This window comes from Bradyrhizobium sp. 62B, from assembly GCF_030272265.2.
Lineage (GTDB): Bacteria > Pseudomonadota > Alphaproteobacteria > Rhizobiales > Xanthobacteraceae > Bradyrhizobium.
The window spans coordinates 4,017,242-4,036,463 of the sequence record NZ_CP092841.2 but is presented as its reverse complement, the minus strand read 5'-3'; the positions used below and the strand labels follow the sequence as shown (position 1 = coordinate 4,036,463).

The 19,222-nt window shown below is 64.3% G+C and carries 24 protein-coding genes; 14 read left to right on the top strand and 10 right to left on the bottom strand.

The window, feature by feature from the left end:
- Window positions 1-31 precede the first annotated feature (31 nt).
- The 4 genes from ML401_RS19065 (at window position 32) to kynU (ending at window position 4,469) form a co-directional block, all read left to right on the top strand.
- Window positions 32-1,309 carry an ArgE/DapE family deacylase gene (locus tag ML401_RS19065; protein WP_285806567.1) on the top strand — a complete coding sequence of 426 codons (1,278 nt, stop codon included), beginning with the start codon at window positions 32-34 and terminating at the stop codon, window positions 1,307-1,309.
- A 251-nt stretch (window positions 1,310-1,560) separates the two neighbouring features.
- Complete coding sequence (locus ML401_RS19060; protein ID WP_211417307.1) at window positions 1,561-2,370, top strand: alpha/beta hydrolase; 810 nt, start codon at window positions 1,561-1,563, stop codon at window positions 2,368-2,370.
- A gap of 36 nt (window positions 2,371-2,406) precedes the next feature.
- Window positions 2,407-3,246, top strand: coding sequence for a tryptophan 2,3-dioxygenase (kynA, locus tag ML401_RS19055; protein WP_285806566.1), 840 nt, complete (start codon window positions 2,407-2,409; stop codon window positions 3,244-3,246).
- Between the two features lie 20 nt (window positions 3,247-3,266).
- Complete coding sequence (gene kynU / locus ML401_RS19050; RefSeq protein ID WP_285806565.1) at window positions 3,267-4,469, top strand: kynureninase; 1,203 nt, start codon at window positions 3,267-3,269, stop codon at window positions 4,467-4,469.
- 91 nt (window positions 4,470-4,560) lie between these two features.
- On the opposite strand, the gene ML401_RS19045 is transcribed toward kynU, so the two are convergent.
- A complete protein-coding gene (locus ML401_RS19045) occupies window positions 4,561-5,340 on the bottom strand; it encodes a cobalamin-binding protein (RefSeq protein ID WP_285812704.1) in 780 nt (259 codons plus the stop codon).
- Window positions 5,341-5,459: 119 nt separating this feature from the next.
- Between ML401_RS19045 and ML401_RS19040 the strand changes: the two genes are divergently transcribed.
- On the top strand, window positions 5,460-5,858 hold the full coding sequence (locus tag ML401_RS19040) for a PaaI family thioesterase (RefSeq protein WP_194402392.1): 399 nt from the start codon (window positions 5,460-5,462) through the stop codon (window positions 5,856-5,858).
- Between the two features lie 152 nt (window positions 5,859-6,010).
- Entirely contained in the window at window positions 6,011-6,616 is a 606-nt protein-coding gene (locus tag ML401_RS19035; protein ID WP_285806564.1) for a GNAT family N-acetyltransferase, read from the top strand.
- Between the two features lie 78 nt (window positions 6,617-6,694).
- Here the strand turns inward: ML401_RS19035 and ML401_RS19030 are convergent, their stop codons facing one another.
- Complete coding sequence (locus ML401_RS19030; protein ID WP_063194198.1) at window positions 6,695-6,994, bottom strand: hypothetical protein; 300 nt, start codon at window positions 6,992-6,994, stop codon at window positions 6,695-6,697.
- A 77-nt stretch (window positions 6,995-7,071) separates the two neighbouring features.
- Window positions 7,072-7,776 (bottom strand): DUF2161 domain-containing phosphodiesterase, encoded by a 705-nt coding sequence (locus ML401_RS19025; protein WP_285806563.1) that lies wholly within the window; start codon window positions 7,774-7,776, stop codon window positions 7,072-7,074.
- Between the two features lie 129 nt (window positions 7,777-7,905).
- Between ML401_RS19025 and ML401_RS19020 the strand changes: the two genes are divergently transcribed.
- A complete protein-coding gene (locus tag ML401_RS19020; protein WP_285806562.1) occupies window positions 7,906-8,253 on the top strand; it encodes a GrlR family regulatory protein in 348 nt (115 codons plus the stop codon).
- Here ML401_RS19020 and ML401_RS19015 read toward each other — a convergent pair whose 3' ends face one another.
- Window positions 8,254-8,934, bottom strand: a complete 681-nt coding sequence (locus ML401_RS19015) for an SDR family oxidoreductase (RefSeq protein WP_285812703.1) — start codon at window positions 8,932-8,934, stop codon at window positions 8,254-8,256.
- A 23-nt stretch (window positions 8,935-8,957) separates the two neighbouring features.
- The gene (locus ML401_RS19010; RefSeq protein ID WP_285812702.1) at window positions 8,958-9,701 is read right to left on the bottom strand and encodes a tyrosine-protein phosphatase; all 744 of its coding nucleotides are present in this window, start codon (window positions 9,699-9,701) and stop codon (window positions 8,958-8,960) included.
- Window positions 9,702-9,787: 86 nt separating this feature from the next.
- On the opposite strand from ML401_RS19010, the gene ML401_RS19005 reads away from it, so the two are divergent.
- The gene (locus ML401_RS19005; RefSeq protein WP_285806561.1) at window positions 9,788-10,114 is read left to right on the top strand and encodes an MliC family protein; all 327 of its coding nucleotides are present in this window, start codon (window positions 9,788-9,790) and stop codon (window positions 10,112-10,114) included.
- Window positions 10,115-10,224: 110 nt separating this feature from the next.
- Here ML401_RS19005 and ML401_RS19000 read toward each other — a convergent pair whose 3' ends face one another.
- Entirely contained in the window at window positions 10,225-10,428 is a 204-nt protein-coding gene (locus ML401_RS19000) for a DUF2735 domain-containing protein (protein WP_211417299.1), read from the bottom strand.
- A gap of 540 nt (window positions 10,429-10,968) precedes the next feature.
- Here ML401_RS19000 and ML401_RS18995 point away from each other — a divergent pair.
- The 3 genes from ML401_RS18995 (at window position 10,969) to ML401_RS18985 (ending at window position 13,606) form a co-directional block, all read left to right on the top strand.
- Complete coding sequence (locus ML401_RS18995) at window positions 10,969-12,003, top strand: glutamine synthetase beta-grasp domain-containing protein (RefSeq protein ID WP_211417298.1); 1,035 nt, start codon at window positions 10,969-10,971, stop codon at window positions 12,001-12,003.
- A 199-nt stretch (window positions 12,004-12,202) separates the two neighbouring features.
- On the top strand, window positions 12,203-12,904 hold the full coding sequence (locus ML401_RS18990; RefSeq protein ID WP_259210986.1) for a GrlR family regulatory protein: 702 nt from the start codon (window positions 12,203-12,205) through the stop codon (window positions 12,902-12,904).
- An 18-nt stretch (window positions 12,905-12,922) separates the two neighbouring features.
- Window positions 12,923-13,606 (top strand): substrate-binding domain-containing protein, encoded by a 684-nt coding sequence (locus tag ML401_RS18985; RefSeq protein ID WP_285806560.1) that lies wholly within the window; start codon window positions 12,923-12,925, stop codon window positions 13,604-13,606.
- Window positions 13,607-13,649: 43 nt separating this feature from the next.
- On the opposite strand, the gene ML401_RS18980 is transcribed toward ML401_RS18985, so the two are convergent.
- Window positions 13,650-14,102 carry a hypothetical protein gene (locus tag ML401_RS18980; RefSeq protein WP_285806559.1) on the bottom strand — a complete coding sequence of 151 codons (453 nt, stop codon included), beginning with the start codon at window positions 14,100-14,102 and terminating at the stop codon, window positions 13,650-13,652.
- Window positions 14,103-14,202: 100 nt separating this feature from the next.
- Between ML401_RS18980 and ML401_RS18975 the strand changes: the two genes are divergently transcribed.
- Together ML401_RS18975 and ML401_RS18970 are read left to right on the top strand one after the other, a co-directional pair.
- On the top strand, window positions 14,203-14,352 hold the full coding sequence (locus ML401_RS18975) for a hypothetical protein (RefSeq protein ID WP_194402381.1): 150 nt from the start codon (window positions 14,203-14,205) through the stop codon (window positions 14,350-14,352).
- A 283-nt stretch (window positions 14,353-14,635) separates the two neighbouring features.
- Window positions 14,636-15,340, top strand: coding sequence for a hypothetical protein (locus ML401_RS18970; protein ID WP_285806558.1), 705 nt, complete (start codon window positions 14,636-14,638; stop codon window positions 15,338-15,340).
- A gap of 103 nt (window positions 15,341-15,443) precedes the next feature.
- Here the strand turns inward: ML401_RS18970 and ML401_RS18965 are convergent, their stop codons facing one another.
- The gene (locus tag ML401_RS18965; protein WP_285806557.1) at window positions 15,444-16,175 is read right to left on the bottom strand and encodes a DUF3750 domain-containing protein; all 732 of its coding nucleotides are present in this window, start codon (window positions 16,173-16,175) and stop codon (window positions 15,444-15,446) included.
- A gap of 148 nt (window positions 16,176-16,323) precedes the next feature.
- Between ML401_RS18965 and ML401_RS18960 the strand changes: the two genes are divergently transcribed.
- Window positions 16,324-16,578, top strand: coding sequence for a hypothetical protein (locus tag ML401_RS18960; RefSeq protein WP_212066202.1), 255 nt, complete (start codon window positions 16,324-16,326; stop codon window positions 16,576-16,578).
- Window positions 16,579-17,141: 563 nt separating this feature from the next.
- Here ML401_RS18960 and ML401_RS18955 read toward each other — a convergent pair.
- Window positions 17,142-18,035: an SMP-30/gluconolactonase/LRE family protein gene (locus tag ML401_RS18955; RefSeq protein ID WP_285806556.1), complete on the bottom strand. Its 894-nt coding sequence runs from the start codon at window positions 18,033-18,035 to the stop codon at window positions 17,142-17,144.
- The gene (locus ML401_RS18950) at window positions 18,032-19,198 is read right to left on the bottom strand and encodes a Xaa-Pro peptidase family protein (RefSeq protein ID WP_285806555.1); all 1,167 of its coding nucleotides are present in this window, start codon (window positions 19,196-19,198) and stop codon (window positions 18,032-18,034) included. The genes ML401_RS18955 and ML401_RS18950 overlap by 4 nt, the downstream gene beginning before the upstream one ends.
- Window positions 19,199-19,222: the final 24 nt, after the last annotated feature.

Here is a 19,222-nt window from a genome sequence, read left to right as displayed (position 1 = left end):
TTGGGACCATTGGAATGCCTGGAGTTGCCTGATGAATGCCGAAACGCAGCAGAGGATTCTCGACGCCGTCGATGCCGGCTTCGAAGCCCAGCTTGCAACCACACGCGATTTCGTCGCGATCCCTTCGACCCGCGGGGCGGAGGGGCCGTGCCAGGACATGATCGGCGACCTCCTGCGCGAGCGTGGCTATGAGGTCGATGACTGGCACATCGACGTCGACGATCTCAAGGATCTGCGCGGCTTCGGCCCGATCGAGCATGATTTCTCCAAGGCGCGCTCGGTGGTGGGGACCTATCGTCCGCAAACGAACGGCGGCAAGTCGCTGATCCTGCAGGGGCACTGCGATGTGGTGCCCGCCGGCCCGCTGGAATTGTGGGACACGCCGCCGTTCTCGCCCGTCATCAAGGACGGCAAGATGTTCGGCCGCGGCGCCTGCGACATGAAATCGGGCACGATCGGCGCGCTCTATGCGCTGGACGCAATCAAGGCCGCGGGCTTCAAGCCCACGGCGCGGATCCATTTCCAGTCCGTCATCGAGGAGGAGAGCACCGGCGTCGGCGCGCTCTCGACGCTGCAGCGAGGCTACCGCGCGGACGCCTGCTTCATCCCGGAGCCGACCGGCGGCAAGATAGTGCGTTCGCAGGTCGGCGTGATCTGGTTCCGCCTGCGCGTGAAGGGGCATCCGACGCACGTGGCATTCGCCGGCTCCGGCGCCAACGCCATCATGGCCGCCTATCATCTGATCCAGGCGCTGCAAAAGCTCGAGATCGAGTGGAACGAGCGCGCCAAGGCCGACAAGCACTTTAGGACGTTGAACCATCCCATCAATTTCAACCCCGGCATCATCAAGGGCGGCGACTGGGCCTCCAGCGTGCCGGCATGGTGCGACGTCGATTGCCGGATCGCGGTGTTGCCGGGCTGGTCGATCGCCGATCACCAGAAGGAGATCATGGCCTGCGTCGCGGCCGCCGCGCGCAACCACCGCTTCCTCGCCAACAATCCGCCCGAGATCGAGTGGTCGGGGTTCCTGTCGGAAGGCTATGAGCTGACCGACGCCGCCGCGCCGGAGGCCGCGTTCAGCAAAGCGTTCGGCAAGGTCTATGGCGGCACGCCGGAGGACCTCGTCTTCACCGCGCTCACCGATACCCGCTTCTACGGCCTCAACGAGGGCATCCCGAGCCTCTGCTTCGGCGCCAGCGGCGGCGAGATGCACGGCTTCAACGAATTCGTCGAGCTGGAGTCGCTGAAGAAGACGACCAAGGCGATGGCGCTGTTCATCGCGGAATGGTGCGGAGTGGAGAGGGCGTAGCGGCCACCTCAATCGCGGCTCTCGTAGGGGTGGCAAAGGCGCACTTGCGCCGTGCCCACGAATTTTCTCTGACAAGACCAAATGCGTGGGCACGCTGCGCTTTGCTCACCCCACGATATCCCGGCTGGAGCGGCTGTTGCCCGACACAAGGGCTCTCCAAAATCCTTTAAGCTTAAAATAAGTACTAGGACGCCACCTGCTCTGGTGGCAGACTGGCGCCCATCGCAAGGCCTGAGTCCTCGGGAGTGACAATGCGCGATTGGGATGATGCTTACGCCAATTCGGCCCATATCCCGGGGTCGGACAAGATGCCGGGGCTGTGGGCGGAGCGGGCGGGGGCCTACCGGGCAGGGCTGACAAATTTTCGCGCTGATATCGCCTACGGCGCCGGTGAGCGCCAGAAGCTCGACCTGGTCCTGCCCGACGGCGACAGCGAAGGCCTCGTGGTGTTCGTCCACGGCGGCTACTGGATGCGCTTCGACAAATCGACCTGGACTGATCTGGCCGAAGGCGCACGGCAACACGGCTGGACCGTGGCGCTGCCGAGCTACACGCTGACGCCGGCCGCGCGCATCTCCGACATCACTGCCGAAATCACCGCCGCGATCGCCAAGGCGGCTTCGCTCGTCGCAGGACCGATCCGGCTTGCCGGGCACTCCGCCGGCGGTCATCTCGTCACGCGCATGTTGTGCGACGACAGCCGGCTCGAGCCCGCCGTCTTCAACCGCATCGCCGGCACCCTCTCGATCAGTGGCCTGCACGATCTGCGTCCGCTGCTGAAGACCAAAATGAACGACACGCTGCGCATGACCGTGGAAGAGGCGGCGCTCGAAAGTGCTGCGCTGCATCTGCCGCGCGGACATTCGCCTGTCACCGCCTGGGTCGGCGGCGGCGAGCGGCCCGAATTCATCCGCCAGTCCGACCTGATGGCCAATGTCTGGACCGGTTTCGACGTGCCGACCCGTCTTGTCGTCGATCCCGGGCTGAACCATTTTACCGTGATCGACGGACTGAAGGATCCGGCCTCGCCGATCACCGCGCGCCTGATCGGCCTCGACTGAGCAAGGCCGGGGAAGATCGATCGAAAGGGCCTGCCCATGACCTCCAGCGATTACGATCCCACGAGGGAAGGCGCCGAGACCGATTTCGCGCGGCGCATGTCCTATGCCGACTATCTGTCGCTGGACGCGATCCTGGGCGCGCAGCATCCGTTGTCGGAAGCGCATGACGAGATGCTGTTCATCATCCAGCATCAGACCACGGAACTGTGGATGCGCCTCGCCATCCACGAGCTCAGTGCCGCGCGCCGCGCCATCGCCCGGGACGAAGTGTCGCCCGCCATGAAGATGCTGGCGCGGATGTCGCGCATCTTCGAGCAGCTGAATAACGCCTGGGACGTGCTGCGCACGATGACGCCGAGCGAGTACACGCGTTTTCGCTCGCAGCTCGGACAGTCCTCGGGCTTTCAGTCGCGCCAGTACCGGCTGATCGAATTCCTGCTCGGCAACCGCAACCAGGCCATGCTCAAGCCGCACGCGCACGATGTGGAAACGACAAGACTGCTTGAGGCCGAACTGGCGACGCCCAGCCTCTATGATGAGGTGCTCAGGCTTGCCGACCGCCATGGGCTGAAGATGCCGGCGGCCGTGCTCGCGCGCGATGTTCGCGAGACCCACAGTTTCAACGAAGGTGTGCTGCAGGCCTGGCGCGTCGTCTACGAGGCGCCGGAGACGCATTGGATGCTCTACGAGCTCGCCGAGAAGCTGGTCGACTTCGAGGATTATTTCCGGCGCTGGCGCTTCAACCACGTGACCACGGTCGAGCGCGTCATCGGCTTCAAGCGCGGTACCGGCGGCACCGGTGGGGTCAGTTATCTCAAGCGCATGCTGGAGGTGGAGCTGTTCCCCGAGCTCTGGCGCGTCCGCACCATCCTGTAGAAATGTCCAAAGAAGTGTCTATGACCAGATATCGCGTCTATGACGACACCAAGGCCCTGTTTCATCTGCCTGACGGCGTGATCTATCTCGACGGCAATTCGCTCGGTGCGCTGCCGTTGGGGGTTGCCGAGCGGGTCAATCGCGTCATCACGACGGAGTGGGGCAATGAGCTGATCCGCGCCTGGAACACCGCGGGCTGGTACGCCCAGCCGCGCCATGTCGGTGACCGCATCGCCCGACTGATTGGCGCGGAAGCAGGCTCGGTGATGGTCGGCGACACGCTGTCGCTCAAGGTCTACCAAGCGCTCGCGGCCGCGCTCGACATGAACGCATCACGCAAGGTCGTCCTGTCCGACACCGGCAACTTCCCGACCGACCTCTACATGGCCGAGGGCCTCATCGAGACGCTCGGGCGCGGCCATCGATTGCGCCTGGTGGCACCGGAGGAGATCGAGGCGTCGTTGTCAGAGGAGATCGCTGTCCTCTACGTCACCGAGGTCGACTATCGCACCGGCCGCCGCCACGACATGGCGGATCTGACCGCGAAAGCGCATGAACTCGGCATCGTCACGGTCTGGGATCTCGCCCATTCCGCCGGTGCGCTGCCGGTCGATCTTGCCGGGAGCGGCGCGGATTTTGCGGCGGGGTGCACCTACAAATATCTCAACGCCGGCCCCGGCGCGCCGGCCTTCCTCTACGTCGCGCCGCGCCACGCCGATACGGCGCGGGCTGCGTTGTCGGGATGGATGGGCCACGCCAAGCCGTTTGCGTTCGAGCTGGCCTATGCGGCTGCCGGCGGCGTCGAGCGCATGCGCGTCGGCACCCCACCGGTGCTGGCGATGGCGGCTCTGGAGGCTTCGCTCGACATCTGGGACCGCGTCGATATCGCGGAGGTTCGTGCGCGATCGCTGGCGCTCGGCGATCTCCTGATTGCGGAGGTCGCGCGCCGCTGTCCGTCCTTGAAGCTCGTCACCCCGCGCAGCCATGAGCGCCGCGGCTCGCAGGTGTCGTTTGCCTTCGAGGGCGGCTACGCCGCCATGCAGGCGTTGATCGCCCGCGGCGTCATCGGCGATTTTCGCGCGCCTGACATCATGCGGTTCGGGATCACGCCGCTGTATATCGGTGAGAGCGAGATCGTGCGGGCGGCGGAGATCATCGAGGAGGTGGTCGCAGGCGAGGTGTGGCGGCGGCCGGAGTATCAGGTCGTGAATGCCGTGACGTGAGGAAGGTCGTGCGCCCAGACGCAGCGCAGCGACGCTGACGCGTTGTAGCGCGTCCGGGACACGAGAGTGTCGGCGGCCCCTCTATCCGCGTTCATCCCCACAACGCCGTCACGATTGCTTCGAGCCCGTCCGTCAACGCTGCCGGTCCCGGCTGCAGGATGATTGGTGACTTGATCTCGACGATGCGATCCTCGCGCACGGCCGGGATAGCGCTCCAACCATCACGCTGCTTGATGCGGGCGGCGACGACCTTCTTGCCGCACCAGGAGGCCAGGATCACGTCCGGTGCGGCCTCGCGTACCGCCTCCGGCAGGACGATGCGATCCTTCGCTGCCTGCCGGTGCCGCAGGTCCGGAAACACATCCTCGCCGCCGGCGATCTCGATCAGCTCGGACACCCAGCCGATGCCGGAGATCAGCGGATCGTCCCATTCCTCGAAATAGACTTTTGGTCGCGGCGAGGGGCGGGGCGTTGCGGCGATCGCTGCCAGGCGCCGTTCCAGACCTTGTGCGAGGGCCTGCGCGCGCTCCATCGCGCCAACCAGCGCACCGAGCGTGCGGATCATCGCGAGGATGCCGGCGATGTCGCGCTGGTTGAAGACGTAGACATCGACGCCGGCGCGGACGAGGTCGGCGGCGATGCCGGCCTGGAGATCGGAGAAAGCCAGCACGAGGTCCGGTTCCAGCGCCAGGACCTTCGGGATGTCCGCGGAGACGAAGGCCGACACCCGCGGCTTCTCGCGCCGCACCTGCGGTGGGCGGACAGCGTAGCCGGAGACGCCGACGATGCGGTCCTGCTCGCCGAGCAGATAGAGCGTCTCGACGGTTTCCTCAGTCAGGCAGACGATGCGGCGGGGCGGGAAGTGGCGCATGGCGAGACCATATGCGCTCATGCGGCTGACAATGTCACGGTGACGATGACCTCCGACGTCATTGCCTTGCCGCCCAAAGCAATTCACGCTGAGGCAGCAAGGAATTGGGAGGAGATCTGATGACGCCGCTCGAGAAACTTAAAGCAATGAAGATGCCGTTCGCCGAGCTCAAGGGCGTCGAGTTCATCGAGGCGGGCAAGGACCGCGTGGTGGCGCGGATGACGGTCCGGCCCGATCTCTGCACGCTGCACCACACCATCCATGGCGGGGCAGTGATGGCGCTGGCCGATTCCGTGGGCGCGGCGGCGACCGTGATCAACTTGCCGGAGGACGCCAAGGGCACGACCACGCTGGAGAGCAAGACCAATTTCATCGGCGGGGCCAGGGAGGGAACAACGGTCATTGCCACCGCGACGCCGGTCCATCGTGGCAGGCGGACCCAGGTCTGGACCACCCGGCTGGAAACCGAGGACGGCAAGCTGGTGGCCGTGGTGACCCAGACCCAGCTGGTCCTGTAAGACTACGGAGCTTTGATTTTATTAACGAATTGGTCGTTCCCCATGCCTCTAAGTTGGGCAGGTCCTCGTCTTGCAAAAGATGTTGCGATGCACAATATAGGGGGTCTAGGGATTCGAACGCCTCCTCGAGGGACACCAAGAGGAGTTTTGACGTGGTACTTGAAGAGACCGTCCGCACGGCCCCGGGCTATGTGCGGACCTTGATCCAGCAGGAAGAACTACCGCTCCTGCGTGATCACCTGCTGAGGCTCGACGCCGCAAGCCGGCACGACCGTTTCAACGGTTTTCTCGACGACAGCTTCATCGAGCGTTACGCCGCCCGCTGCGCCGAGGACGGCACCGTGATCGTGGCCTATATCGTCGACGGCGTTGTCCGCGGTGCGGCCGAGCTGCATCCGCCGGAAGATGAGGCTCTGCCTGAAGTCGCCTTCAGCGTGGAAGCCTCTGCGCGGCGCCAGGGTGTCGGCACCGTTCTGTTCCGCCGCTTGATCGCGGAGGCGCGCTGGAAGGGCTACAAGCGTCTGCGCATCACGACGGGCGCCGAGAATCATGCGATGCGGGCGCTCGCCAGGAAGTTCGGAGCGCATCTGGCGTTCCGGCATGGCGAATCGACCGGCACGATCGATCTTGCCAAGTCGCCTGAAGCCGAGCTCGCCGATCTCGCGGCGTCGCCGTTCACGGCCGGGCGCGCGCTTCTCAGCCTCAATTCGACCTGCTGGAAGATCATCTCCAGCATGTACGACAATCGCGCGGCCTGATCTTAAATCGCAGGCTGAATCAAAAAGCGGACCGGCATCGCCGGTCCGCTTTCGTATTTGGGTCCTGGAACGAATGCTTCAGGTGCCGGTGCGCGTACCGAAGCGGCGGACGACGCGGCGTTCAACCACGACGGAGCGCTGCGCACCCTGTTCGCCGGCGATCACGCGCGTCGCAGTGATGCGGCTGTTGGTGCGCGCCTGCTTCTTCACCTCGGCCTGCACGACATCGAGCGGCATCCCCATCAAGGCTGCGGCGATCTCGGCCTGCTGCTCATGATCGTCGGTGATGCCGATGGCGGCGAAGATCGCCTCGTCCAAGGTCGGCGGATCATGGCGGACGCGCCGCGTGCCATATTTGGTATTCCAGTCTGCGCTCATAACGGCCTCGTTGTGATGCCGGGATACCTAGTGCCACCAATGTTGCATTGCAATATGAAATTGGTGTGGCATCTCAGCTATGCACCGGTCGGGTGTCGCAGCAGTGACGCACCACCGGTATCGACCTCAATCCGCTGCTGTGGCCAGCGTTTCAGGGCGGCGTGCCCGGCCTCGGTAAGCCCGTAGATTCCCCGGTCGGCCCGTTCGAACCAGCCGTACACATTGTTAAGCAAGATCTTGCCGGCATCAGGACAGCGTTCGCGCAGGTCGCGCACGCGCTGCGGCCCCTCGGCGAGCGCCGAGGCGCAGGCCAGCGCCTGCTGCCGGTAGGCCGTCATGATCGGCGCGCGGGTGCTGCCGCCGAGCACGGGATCGCCCTGGCGGCGCTGATGCTCGGTGACGAGGCGCGATCGCAACTTCGGCTCGCGGCGCGGCGCCGCCGTCGGCGGCTTCACCAGCACCTCGACCTGTCCGCGGTCGGTGACGCCGAGCATGCCGAAGCCGAGGCGACGGCAGAGATTGCGATAGCGCGCATCGCTCTCGCGTCCCTTGCCCCGGATCGACATCTTCGCCGCGATCCAGATCTCGTCACCGGCCGGCGCGCGGTCGACCGCCTGCAGGATCAGCTCGAGATTGAAGGCGAGCTTGAGTTCGCCGATCACCACGATCGGCGGATCGCCGGCGCTCAGGCCGACGAGATCGCAGCCGCCGATCTCGCCCTTCACGGTGAAGCCGAGCTCTTCGAGGAAGCGTTTGACGGGCAGGTAGAGCGCGGTTTCCACGGGACGTCCGATCGGAGAATCAGTTGCGGAAGTCTAGCCCGGATCGGACCTCGGCCTCGGCGCCATTTGATCCGGAACAGTTGGTGCGATTATCCTGCGACCGGAACCAACCGGGGCGCCTTCACGAAGATGACGATCAGGAACGGGCTCTATCACATCCGCATCGAGATGCTGGACGCCGTGCAGGGGGGCAATCAGGGCGTGATGGTGCTGCGCGACGGCACGATGCGCGGCGGTGATTCATTCTTCTTCGCTTACGGCACTTACTCCTCGACCAACGGCAAGTGGAAGGGCGAACTGACCAACGAGGAGCACTCGCCTTCGTTCGACGAGCGCCCCGTGTGGGGCCGCAAGGTGGTGACCATCGGCTTCAGCGGCACCTATACCGACGAGACCGCCTATGGCGAGGGAATCGCGCTCGCCGGCAAGCAGAGCATCCGTTTCAAGGGCAGTCTGCGGCTGCTGGTTCCAGATTGATCACACCCGCCCGCCCACGGGGATCAGCGCGCCCGTGACGCCGCTCGCGGCGTCGCTGGCGAGGAACAGGATGATTTCGGCGAGTTCCTGGGGCGTCACCCATTTGGAAAAGTCCGCCTTCGGCATGTCGGCGCGGTTGGCCGCGGTGTCGATGATCGACGGCAGCACCGCGTTCACCGTGACCTTGCCTTTCCACTCCTGGGCGAGCGCTTCGGTGAGCCGATGCACCCCCGCTTTCGATGCCGCATAGGGTCCCATGCCGGAGCCTGCCTGCAGCGCGCCCATGGCGCCGATATTGACGATGCGGCCGGCCTTGGACGCGGCCAGGTGCGGCAGCGCCGCACGCGAGGCGTTGAGCGCGGTCAGCAGGTTCAGCACATGCATGCGCTGCCAGGTCTTGATGTCGCCGTCGCCGACGGTTTCGAAAGCGAAGCCGCCGGCGATGTTGATCAGCGCGTCGAGCCGGCCGAAATGCTTGGCCGCTGCCTCGACCGCCGTCTTCGCCTGTGCCGCGTCGGTCAAGTCGACGCCGCCGATCTCGATGCGGTCGGGCGTCGCGGGCACTTGTGAGGGTGCATGATCGATACCGGCCACGCGCGCGCCGCGCGCCTGCGCGATCTCCGCAACCACCTTGCCGAGCGCGCCGCGCGCGCCTGTCACGACCAGAACCTTGTCTTGCATCATCGCTCTCCGGGCGTTGTGGCTTACGCTTGCAGATAGCGCGCCTGCAGTGCGGTCCGCTCTGCTGTGCCGAGCTTGAGCCCATCGCGCAAGTAGGTTTCGAGATCACCGTATTCCTCGCCGACCGCTTCGAACGCTGCGGCAAGATAGGAGGTCTCGACGCTGCCGATGGCGTTGCGGACGTCATCGGGCAGGTCGGTGGCGGCCGTCGCGTCGCGCTTGTAGTGCTGGTTGGTCAAGAGGTAGTCCTCGGCGATGATGTCATCGGGCACGCCGAGCGCATGAAGGATCAGCGCGCTGGCAAAGCCGGTGCGGTCCTTGCCGGCGGTGCAGTGGATCACCAGCGGCGCGCGGTCTTCGAGCAGATGTCCGAACAGCTCACGAAAGCTGTGCGTGTGGTGGCGGACATAGTTGCGATAAGACTCGCGCATCAGTTCGAGCGCGACCGCTCCTGTCAGGGTACCCCTGGCGAGTTCGGCCCGTAGCGCGGCGACCACGCTGGGCTCGATCGGCAGCGAATGGACCATGATCTCGTTCACGACGCAGACGCCGGCCGCGCGCTCCTCCAGCCCGCGGAAGTCGAATGCGCTTCGCACACCCAGCGCGCGGACGATCTCGACATCGGCAGCGGTGAGCTGACCGAGATGGTTGGAGCGGAAGATGTGCCGCCAGCGCGTGGTGCGGCCATCGGCGGTCGGATAACCGCCGAGGTCACGAAAATTACTGGCGCCTTGCAGGGCGAGGTGGCGGGCAGGGGAGTTTCTCAGAGAAGAGTCTTGCATGGGATCGGCTTCGGTTATGGTTCCATTGGACGCACGAGGGGGCGTCCTTGAGGTCTATACAGGGGGTGATCATGAGCCGGCACAAGACCATTCTTTTGGGAATCACCATGATGTCGGTCGGAGTTGGCAGCGTGCCGCAGGCTGATGCGCAGACATTCCGGACCTATCGATGCGCCGATGGTACGCAGTTCATCGTTGGGTTTTATGACCTCGACAAGCGGGCCTTTCTCCAGATCGACGGCGAGCCGATCACGCTGGCCAGGCGGCTGTCAGTCTCGGGTGCGCGCTATTCGGGAGTTGGCGTCACGCTGAAGATTCCCAAGAGCGGGCCCACCACGGTGAAGCACCTGAGGCGGCCCGTCACGACCTGCGCGGTGGCCGAACAGCCTGGCATCTAGCCGCAGGCGCAGCCGGAATCAAAAAGGGCCGAAACATTGCTGTTTCGACCCTTTTTCAACTGCCGCCAGGCGCTTGCGCGAGCGCGGCGGTTTCAAACCAACCACAGGCATCAGCGATCCCATTTCGGCTTGGCGTCATCGACCGCGTCCTGGTGATACCAGCTGTCGCTGCAGATCGAGACGTTCGCGGGGAGCGAGGCGGGATCGGCAGGAAGGCGGGTCTCGCCATAGCGGCGTCCGGCGAGAGCTGCGCGGCCCCCGACCGGGAATTGGTAGATCGTTGCCGATCCGTGACTCAGACCATTGTTCATCATTGCGATTCTCCTGGGTCGAAGCGCATTGGCCTCCATGGTGCGCCCGACTCGTTCGATTGTGGTTACCGGAATCCCCATATCGGCCCCGCCCCCCGAATTGGAAAGTGCTGAAAAGGAAATCAGTTGCCGCCTAATTTGTGAGCAGCGGAAGGTCTGCATCCCCTAAGGCACCCTATCGGTGACCAACGCCCGGGCCATTCCAAAGGTTGCTCGGTAGGGGCAGGCGACTTTGCAAAAATTGCTGGCGGGTGATGCGCGTTTCATCGGCAGCTTCCGTCACCGCGCCGCCTGCTTGAGAAACGAGCGATTTCTTCGGGGTTTTTGCGTTGCAGCTACACGCAAAGGTGCGCGGCTATGACGCATATCGCCGGGGTCCGTCTGCTGGCGGCGAGGCGAGCTCGGCGGCCGTGGAAAACCTTCTGCACTGCGGCCTTTTGGCACGCAAAATGCTTGTAAAGGGCCGGCCGATGATGGCCGGGTACAAAACGTTCAGGGGCCCCCGGGCCCCCAAACCTTTCGCATCATCTACAGAGAGGCTCAATGACCAAGTATAAGCTCGAGTACATCTGGCTCGACGGATATACGCCGACTCCGAATTTGCGCGGCAAAACTCAGATCAAGGAATTCGCGTCGTTCCCGACGCTCGAGCAGCTTCCGCTCTGGGGCTTCGATGGCTCCTCCACCCAGCAGGCCGAAGGCCACAGCTCCGATTGCGTGCTGAAGCCCGTCGCCGTCTTCCCGGACGCGGCGCGCACCAACGGCGTGCTGGTGATGTGCGAAGTCATGATGCCCGACGGCAAGACCCCGCACGCCTCCAACAAGCGCGCCACCATTCTCGATGACGCCGGCGCCTGGTTCGGCTTCGAGCAGGAGTACTTCTTCTACAAGGACGGCCGTCCGCTCGGCTTCCCGTCGTCCGGCTATCCGGCGCCGCAGGGTCCGTACTACACCGGCGTCGGCTACTCCAACGTCGGCGACGTCGCCCGCAAGATCGTCGAAGAGCATCTCGACCTCTGCCTTGCGGCCGGCATCAACCATGAAGGCATCAACGCGGAAGTCGCCAAGGGCCAGTGGGAATTCCAGATCTTCGGCAAGGGCTCCAAGAAGGCCGCTGACGAAATGTGGATGGCCCGCTACCTGATGCTGCGCCTCACCGAGAAGTACGGCATCGACATCGAATTCCACTGCAAGCCGCTCGGCGACACCGACTGGAACGGCTCGGGCATGCACGCCAACTTCTCCACCGAGTACATGCGTACGGTCGGCGGCAAGGAGTACTTCGAGGCCCTGATGGCCGCCTTCGACAAGAACCTGATGGACCACATCGCCGTCTACGGCCCGGACAACGACAAGCGTCTGACCGGCAAGCACGAGACCGCGCCGTGGAACAAGTTCAGCTACGGCGTTGCCGACCGCGGCGCCTCGATCCGCGTTCCGCACTCCTTCGTCAATAACGGCTACAAGGGCTATCTGGAAGACCGCCGTCCGAACTCGCAGGGCGACCCATACCAGATCGCTTCGCAGATCCTGAAGACGATCGCGTCCGTGCCGACCGACAAGAAGGCCGCGGCCTAAGATCCTCCCGGCCCGGGCTGGGGGGCTGGCCCGGGTTGGTGCTCAATCCGCCGGAGCTGCAAGGCTCCGGCGGATTTTTGCATTTGGATGACAGTTGCTCGGGCGGTCCCGCAAATCTCGGAGGCGCGAGACTTGTCCATCGCCCCGGAAAACGGGATAGAGTGCGCCAGGATGCGCGCGAGGGCCGGGGACACGGCTGGTGTTTGAGGGCTTCTACAAGGTGAAATTTCAGCTCGGCGACGCGGTCGGCCGCAGCGTGATGCATGCCGGCAATGGCAAGATGCTCGGCGGCAATTCGGCCTTTGCCCATATCGGCACCTATGAGAAGACCGACAGCGGCGTCGACGTCGTGATCAGCACCGTCCGCCACAACCCCGATCCGAACTACCGCGCCATGGCGGGCACCGATGACGCCACCTTGCTCGCCAAGGGCTGGGCCGACGGCGATCTCTATCGCTTCAGGGGCGAGCTGAAGGAGCTGCCCGGCGTTCCCTTCCAGTCGGTGATGACGCCGATCACGGACGACGAGGTGCCGATCGCCGGTGGCGTCGGCGAAGCCGGCATCGCCGACGGTCTCTACTCCATCCATCTGCGGATGCTCGACGGTCTCGACGGCGGCCTCACCGGCGTGATGCTGCTCAACCAGGGCCGCATCCTCGGCGGCGATGCGGCGTTCTACTATCTCGGCAGCTACGCCGCCGCGAACGGGCGCTGGAAGGGCCAGATTCTCAACCAGGAGCACACGCCGGCCAAGGACGATCCGATCTTCGGCGGCCACGAGGTCGGCATCGGTTTCTCCGGCCGCTACGACGCGCAGGAGGCGGTGCTGGAGGCGACCGCGCTCGCCGGCAAGCGCAGCCTGCGCCTGACCGCCGCGCTCAAGCTGATGCACCGCGCCTGATCGCACCGGGAAGCGCACATGGAAAAGCTCCGCATGCTTTCGACGCTCGGCCTGATGGGCGCGATGCGCAGCCTGTCCTCCGCCTTCGCGGCCGAAACGGGCATCCATGTCGACGCCGACTTCGCGCCGACCCTGGCCCTGCTGAAGCGCCTGCGCGACGGCGAGGCTGCCGATCTCGTGATCCTCACGCGCGAGGGACTGGACGAGGTGATCGCGGAGGGCCGCGTGCTCGCCGATGGCGCAGCCGATCTGGCGCGCTCCTATGTCGGCATCGCCGTGCGGGCAGGGCAGGCGCATCCCGACATCGCAAGCGAAGCGGCACTGCGCAAGACGCTGCTCGCAGCACGGTCCGTTGCCTATTCGCGGTTGGGCGCAAGCGGCGTCTACTTCGCCCAGCTGATCGTACGGATGGGGATCGCGGCCGAGATCAACGCCAGGGCCACCATCGTCGAGCAGGGCTTTACCGCCGAGCGCCTCGTCAGCGGTGAGGCCGATCTCGCCGTGCAGCAGATCAGCGAACTAAAGCAGGTCGAAGGCATCGAGGTGGTCGGCCCGATCCCGCATGATTTGCAAACGCCGGCGGTGTTCTCGGCCGGCCGTGTCGCGAACGCGAGACATGCCGACGCCGCTGGCCGCCTGCTACGCTATCTGGCTTCGCCGGAGGTCGTGCCCATCCTGCGCCAATCGGGGCTCGAGCCCTAGAGTTGCCGGGGCTGGACGCAGCGCAGACCTCGCGCCGCTCACTTCATGTAATAAGCGAGATTGTTGCGGGCGTCGCGATAGGTGTTATCGAGGAAGCCGGGATATTCGGCGGCGGCCTGCGCGACGGCACGGACGACGCAAGCCCAGAAATCGCCGTCCCATTTGAAATGCGCTTCCGCCGCGCCCTCGAATTTGACGGCGGTGATGATCGCCTGCCGGATCGCATCGTCGTCGGCGTGCGGGTGGCGCGCTTGACGTACCCGAACATCGGCCCTTCATGGGCATGGTCGCGATCGTAGCGATATCGCTCGGCCATCTGCTGCGGCGTGAGGGTGCGATAGATGCGAACCTCTTCGGCGGTCGGGCGCCCTTCGATCGAATCCAACCGGTAGCGCCAGCGCCAGAGTTCGAACGCGGCATCAAGCAGCGGCTGCTTCGCCGCGCTGGCGACGAATTCGGCGATCTGCTCTTCGGCGGATGGCTCTGTCTGGTTCATGCCACTTGGTCGCACGCTCGTGCCGGCGGGTTCGAGGAGGCTCGATCAGGAACCAGCTCCGGCACCGGCCGTTGAATCGGAGGAAGCGGGAGGCCCGATCATGATCCGCAAACTGGCATCCGGCGAATATCGCCTCTATTCACGCAAGGTCGATCCGAAGACCGGCAAGCGCCGCAACCTCGGCACCTTCAGGAGCCGGGCGGCGGCCGAGAAGCACGAGCGCGAGGTGCAGTATTTCAAGCGTCATTGACGCGTGAACAAGGACGTTCGGCACCGGCCAGGCAAAAGTCGAAAAACAACCCCATGCACAGTAGCCAAGTGGTTGAAATCGCTCGGTCGCTGAAATCACTGTCGGGTGACGTCGCGTCCTGAGGTTTCGGCGAAAAGTGTCTTGTCCCGCCGGGCAAAACGGCGGCGATGCATCGGGGCCGCGGCGATCCGCAACGCCCCTGCGCGGAAAAACCGGATGGCCGAGATGCGGCGGCAATGCTAGGTAGCCCGCAATCCTTTTCCGATTTTGCGGGTTCATTGCGTTGCTGGACGGGCTCTACAAAGTAGAATACGGCGTCAACGATGCGTTCGGGCGCAGCATCATGTGCCTGCATGACGGCAAGATGCTGGGCGGCAATTCGGGCTTCGCGCATCTTGGCACCTATTCAGAGCGTGACGGCGAGATCGTCGCCGAGGTGATCACCGAGCGGCACAATCTCGATCCCAACTACAAGCCGCTGATGGGCGCCGACGTCGCCTCGATCGGCGCGCGCGGCCGGCTGGTCGGCAACGAGATCCGTCTTCAGGGCGGCGCGAACACGATGCCGGGCGCGCATTTCTGGGCCAATCTCACCCGGCTCGACGACGGGGCCTTGCCGTCGCGCGGCACGATCGGGCAGGGCGGCATCGCCAACGGGCTCTACGGCATGAGCCTGCGCGCGCTCGACGGCGTCGATGCCGGCCTCTCCGGCGTGATGCTGCTGATCGACGGCCGCATCCTCGGCGGCGATGCGTTCTTTTACTATCTCGGCTCCTATTCCTCCGCCGACGGCCGCTGGAAGGGCGAGATGCTGAACCAGGAGCACACGCCGGCGAAGGGCGAGAACCCCGTCTTTGGCGGGTTTGAAGTCGGGATCGGTTTTTCCGGAACGTGCACGGCCGACAGCGGCGAGCTCGAAGGCATCGCGCTCGCCGGCAAGCGCAGCCTGCGCCTTGCGGCCTCCCTCAAGCTGATGCGGAAGGCTTAGGAACGCATTCACAAATCTCGGATGTCCGCTTTCCGGGATGAAGCGAACCTCACGCGAGGTCTTGCGCGAACGAGCCAATCGCTCCGCAGTCAGGCTCCCGCTCTCACACGCCGGTGGACATGCCAACGCGTCCGAGGCCTGGCAGTTTGAGCGCGGGGCGTCGGATGTCGAAACCGAGCACGGCACCGAAGAAGTTGACCTCCAGGCCTTCGACCCAGCCGATCGAAACCCCGATATATCCGGCCAGTGACGCATAGAGGCCCGTGCCGGACGCCGTGACGCCGACCCATCTGCCGGTGTACGGGAAGTCCTTGCCGATTGCGGTCGGAGGCAGGACGGCTCGAAGCTCGGGGACGGAGTCGAGGGCAGCCTGCACGAAGGTGTTGGAATTGGGACCCGGCCATACGCTGTAATCGCCATAGGATCGAAACTTGTAGTTTTCGATCACATCCCGGATTTTGGGGATCAACGCCTCCGCGCGCGCTCCGTCGACCGCCACGATGATTTCCGGCGCAGCGCCGAACCATCGCCCGTCCGGAGCAAAGCCGTTGGTGCGGATCGGCTCGCCCCAGGCCGTGTAGTCGTACCTCGTGTAGGTCGTCGCATTGTTCTCTTTGACGACGATCCAGGTGTGAACCGCGAAGATGCTGCGCCACCTGACCGTTCTCGCTCCGAACACTCGTACGACGGCTTCGGGATGGTCGGCGGCGGCGGGCAGAAGACCAGCGCTCGACCGATCAGCGGTTTGCCAATTCTCGCGGCCATCGCCCAGCCAGAAATATCTCGCCGCTGAGACGGCCAGCGGTGCGAAGACGAGGAACAGAAAGATCAGCAAGGGCTTCTTCAAGGGAGTGGGTACGGCGGGGCGTGTGACAAACATATAGTTCGCATGAGTGCCTCTGCCAGAGCTGCTCCCATCGGCGGAGCCGAAGGCACTTGGATCAGTCATTATTCCGCAACCTCGACGGGATTGGAGTTCACGCATGGACATCAAGGAAGCTGAGGCGATGACAGAAGCCTCCGGATTGACGGACGATCAGGGCGGCATGGCGCGAGCCGCCAAGGAGCGGTCGAGTTCCGCCGCGCCTAAAGCGGCTTCCAGTGCGCAGCACAATTCGCCTTCTTTTGATTCCGCGGCGCGATGGGCTGACCAGTTGCGCGAGATGGCGGTGAAGGCGCCGTTACGGTCGTTGCTCGTGGCCTTTCTCGCCGGAGCCTGGATCGCTCGCCGCCGATAGGAGCTGCGAGCTTGCGCGTTTACGACAGTGCAGCGATCTGAGAGCTTACTGGTGAATGGAGGGACAGAGATGAGGTGTCTAGCGATCGCGGCGACTATCCTGCTGAGCACCATTTCGGTCTCGATGGCGCAAAGCTCGGGGGGCGCCTCAGGCGGGTCTTCATCCGCTGGCGGCGCGGGCGCAGCTGGCCCGGGCGGCACGGGTGGTTCGACGCTCTCGAACGGGACCACGCTCAGCGGAACCGGCGGTTCCCCAGGACCCAACACGTCCAATGCGAAAAAGCAGGGCACGACAGGTGAGAGACAGGGCGCCGCGACGTCTGGGCAGGACGGCGGGGGATCTCGACCGACCTACAACACGCCAGCCGCAAATAGTGCTGTCCAGCAGCTTGGAAATACGGATACGGGCATCCTCAGGAAGTGACGATCATCATGCAGCGCGCTGCCGGCTTGATGCGGCGGGCGTGAGCTGCTGGTAATTCTTTACGTCTGCTCGCCCCATCAAGAGGCGACTTTGAAGTGATGGTGGGATGTCGGCCCTGGCCGTGAGCGGACGTGCAGTCTTTAGGGGGAGCTGCGCACGAAACGATGTTCAAGGAGGCCTTCCGCGACGCCATGGATCGCAAGAAGTTGGCCGGCTTGAGGCTCATCTCGCAACTGCCGCGGATTCAGGAATTTCCGGGCCGTCGTGACGTATAGCGTCTTGAGATCGCTGCCGCCAAAGCACAAGCACGTGGGATTGGTCACGGGCAAGGGCACGACGGTATCGATCTGCCCGTCCGGCCGATAGCGCACCAGGCGGCCACCCGAGAAAAAGGCCGTCCAGAGCCCTCCTGCGACATCAACGCACGCGCCGTCAGGTCGCTCCTTCGTCGCCATATAGTCGGCAAACAGGCGCCGATTGCGGATGGTGCCATCGTCGAGATCGAAATCGAACTGCCAAGTGCGGTACCGCCGTGTGTCCGTGAAATAGAGCGTGCGGTTGTCCGGCGAGAATGCGATCCCATTGGTCACGATGACATCGCCGAACATGCGTGTCACCTCACCGCCTCCGGTCACCCGGTAGAGCGAGCCCTGCGGACGATGCAATTCGTTATCCATGGTGCCGATCCACAGGCGCCCGCGCGCATCCACGCGGCCGTCGTTGAGACGATTGTCCAGACCACTTTCGACTTCAATGACCCGTCCCGCGATATCGCCCAAGCGGTGGAGGCTCAAATCCTGCGCGAGCAAATGCGAGCCGTCTGCTGTCATGGCTTGGCTGCCAAGGAACCGACAATCGTAGGAGGTTACTTGGTGCGCGCCCGTCGCTGGATCGAAGGATTGATGCAGCCTGCCGTCGATATCGATCCACCACAGCTTGCGGGTCCGATCGCACCACAATGGCGTCTCGCCGAGAATATCAGCAGCAGCGACCGCGGTCTCGACCTTGGTGGAGGAGATCAGATTGATGCTCATGACGAAATTGGATTCCAGCCGCGCCCCCTGTCACCAAAGGCCTGATATCCGCTCGCAGTGACGGCAATTGTGTCCTCGAGCTTGATGAAACCGCGCGCGTGGGGCAGCGTCGTTTCGATTGAGACGACCATGCCGGCCTCGAGCGGCGCATCGGCGTCGTCGGCGGGATAAGGGATTGGCCCGCTCGCTGTCAGGCGCGGCGCTTCGTGGTTGACGATGCCGGTGCCATGAGCGACGAACTGCATCTTGCTGCCGTGAGGAGATCTCGCGAGCGCTTCATTCGCGGCGCTGAAGATCTCGCGTCCGGAGAGACCCGCCCGTATCGGGACGCGGGCTGCCTGCTGGATCACCTCGATTTCCCCGAGCAGATCGACGAGTTCGCCGTCGGGCGCGCCGTGCACGGCCATCCGGCAGAGATCCCCGATATAGCCACGGTAGTTTCCGCCCGAATCCAGCGAAACGATCCCGCCGGGTGCGAGACGTTGCTCGGAGGGCGCCCGGTTGAGGCTCGTTCCGACGGTCACCAGGGCATATTCGAAGATCATGTCGCGCGACAATTCGGCCCGGCGCAGATGATCGATGATCTCGCGCTTGCTCTGGCCGACGCGGGTACGGCTGACTGCGTCCATCATCGAGGCGACCACGCGCTCGGACGCCTCCCGGAGGATGTCCAGCTCGGCCGCACTCTTGATCGATCGCAGCTTCTCGAGCGGGCGCATGGCCTCGACGATCCGGGCGTCAGGAAGCTCTCGGCGTAACACGTCTGCCGCGTCAACCGGCAGAAACGACATCTCGATGCCGAGACGGAACGAGGTCGCGACGGCCTTCACATGCTCGAGCGCAAGCGTCATCGCCTCGACCGTAGTTGACGAGCCAAAAACGACCGGCGGCATCCAGCATCCCGCGTCGATCCTGTTCTGGACGCTGTCCCGCTCGTTCCGGCCGGCGACATACGCCGTCTTGTCCGGCGCGCCTTTCACATAGATCAGGATCGGCAGGTAGCGGCTGATCCCGATCGCTTCCATGTAGTCGAATTGGAAGTGATAGTACCCACCGAGAAGGTACTGGATGTTGTGTTTCGAGGTGACGATCAGGACGTCGATGCCGGAAGCATCGAGCAAGCCGTCAAGCCTGTCCGTGGAGAAAGGGATATGGGCGTGCATTGATCATTCTTGTGCGCCGACGAC

Coding starts and splice junctions, on each gene's coding strand:
- ML401_RS19065 (WP_285806567.1), top strand. CDS start 32: ATGAATGCCGAAACGCAGCAGAGGATTCTCGACGCCGTCGATGCCGGC.
- ML401_RS19060 (WP_211417307.1), top strand. CDS start 1,561: ATGCGCGATTGGGATGATGCTTACGCCAATTCGGCCCATATCCCGGGG.
- kynA (WP_285806566.1), top strand. CDS start 2,407: ATGACCTCCAGCGATTACGATCCCACGAGGGAAGGCGCCGAGACCGAT.
- kynU (WP_285806565.1), top strand. CDS start 3,267: ATGACCAGATATCGCGTCTATGACGACACCAAGGCCCTGTTTCATCTG.
- ML401_RS19045 (WP_285812704.1), bottom strand. CDS start 5,340: ATGCGCCACTTCCCGCCCCGCCGCATCGTCTGCCTGACTGAGGAAACC.
- ML401_RS19040 (WP_194402392.1), top strand. CDS start 5,460: ATGACGCCGCTCGAGAAACTTAAAGCAATGAAGATGCCGTTCGCCGAG.
- ML401_RS19030 (WP_063194198.1), bottom strand. CDS start 6,994: ATGAGCGCAGACTGGAATACCAAATATGGCACGCGGCGCGTCCGCCAT.
- ML401_RS19020 (WP_285806562.1), top strand. CDS start 7,906: ATGACGATCAGGAACGGGCTCTATCACATCCGCATCGAGATGCTGGAC.
- ML401_RS19015 (WP_285812703.1), bottom strand. CDS start 8,934: ATGCAAGACAAGGTTCTGGTCGTGACAGGCGCGCGCGGCGCGCTCGGC.
- ML401_RS19005 (WP_285806561.1), top strand. CDS start 9,788: ATGAGCCGGCACAAGACCATTCTTTTGGGAATCACCATGATGTCGGTC.
- ML401_RS19000 (WP_211417299.1), bottom strand. CDS start 10,428: ATGATGAACAATGGTCTGAGTCACGGATCGGCAACGATCTACCAATTC.
- ML401_RS18995 (WP_211417298.1), top strand. CDS start 10,969: ATGACCAAGTATAAGCTCGAGTACATCTGGCTCGACGGATATACGCCG.
- ML401_RS18985 (WP_285806560.1), top strand. CDS start 12,923: ATGGAAAAGCTCCGCATGCTTTCGACGCTCGGCCTGATGGGCGCGATG.
- ML401_RS18980 (WP_285806559.1), bottom strand. CDS start 14,102: ATGAACCAGACAGAGCCATCCGCCGAAGAGCAGATCGCCGAATTCGTC.
- ML401_RS18975 (WP_194402381.1), top strand. CDS start 14,203: ATGATCCGCAAACTGGCATCCGGCGAATATCGCCTCTATTCACGCAAG.
- ML401_RS18960 (WP_212066202.1), top strand. CDS start 16,324: ATGGACATCAAGGAAGCTGAGGCGATGACAGAAGCCTCCGGATTGACG.
- ML401_RS18955 (WP_285806556.1), bottom strand. CDS start 18,035: ATGAGCATCAATCTGATCTCCTCCACCAAGGTCGAGACCGCGGTCGCT.
- ML401_RS18950 (WP_285806555.1), bottom strand. CDS start 19,198: ATGCACGCCCATATCCCTTTCTCCACGGACAGGCTTGACGGCTTGCTC.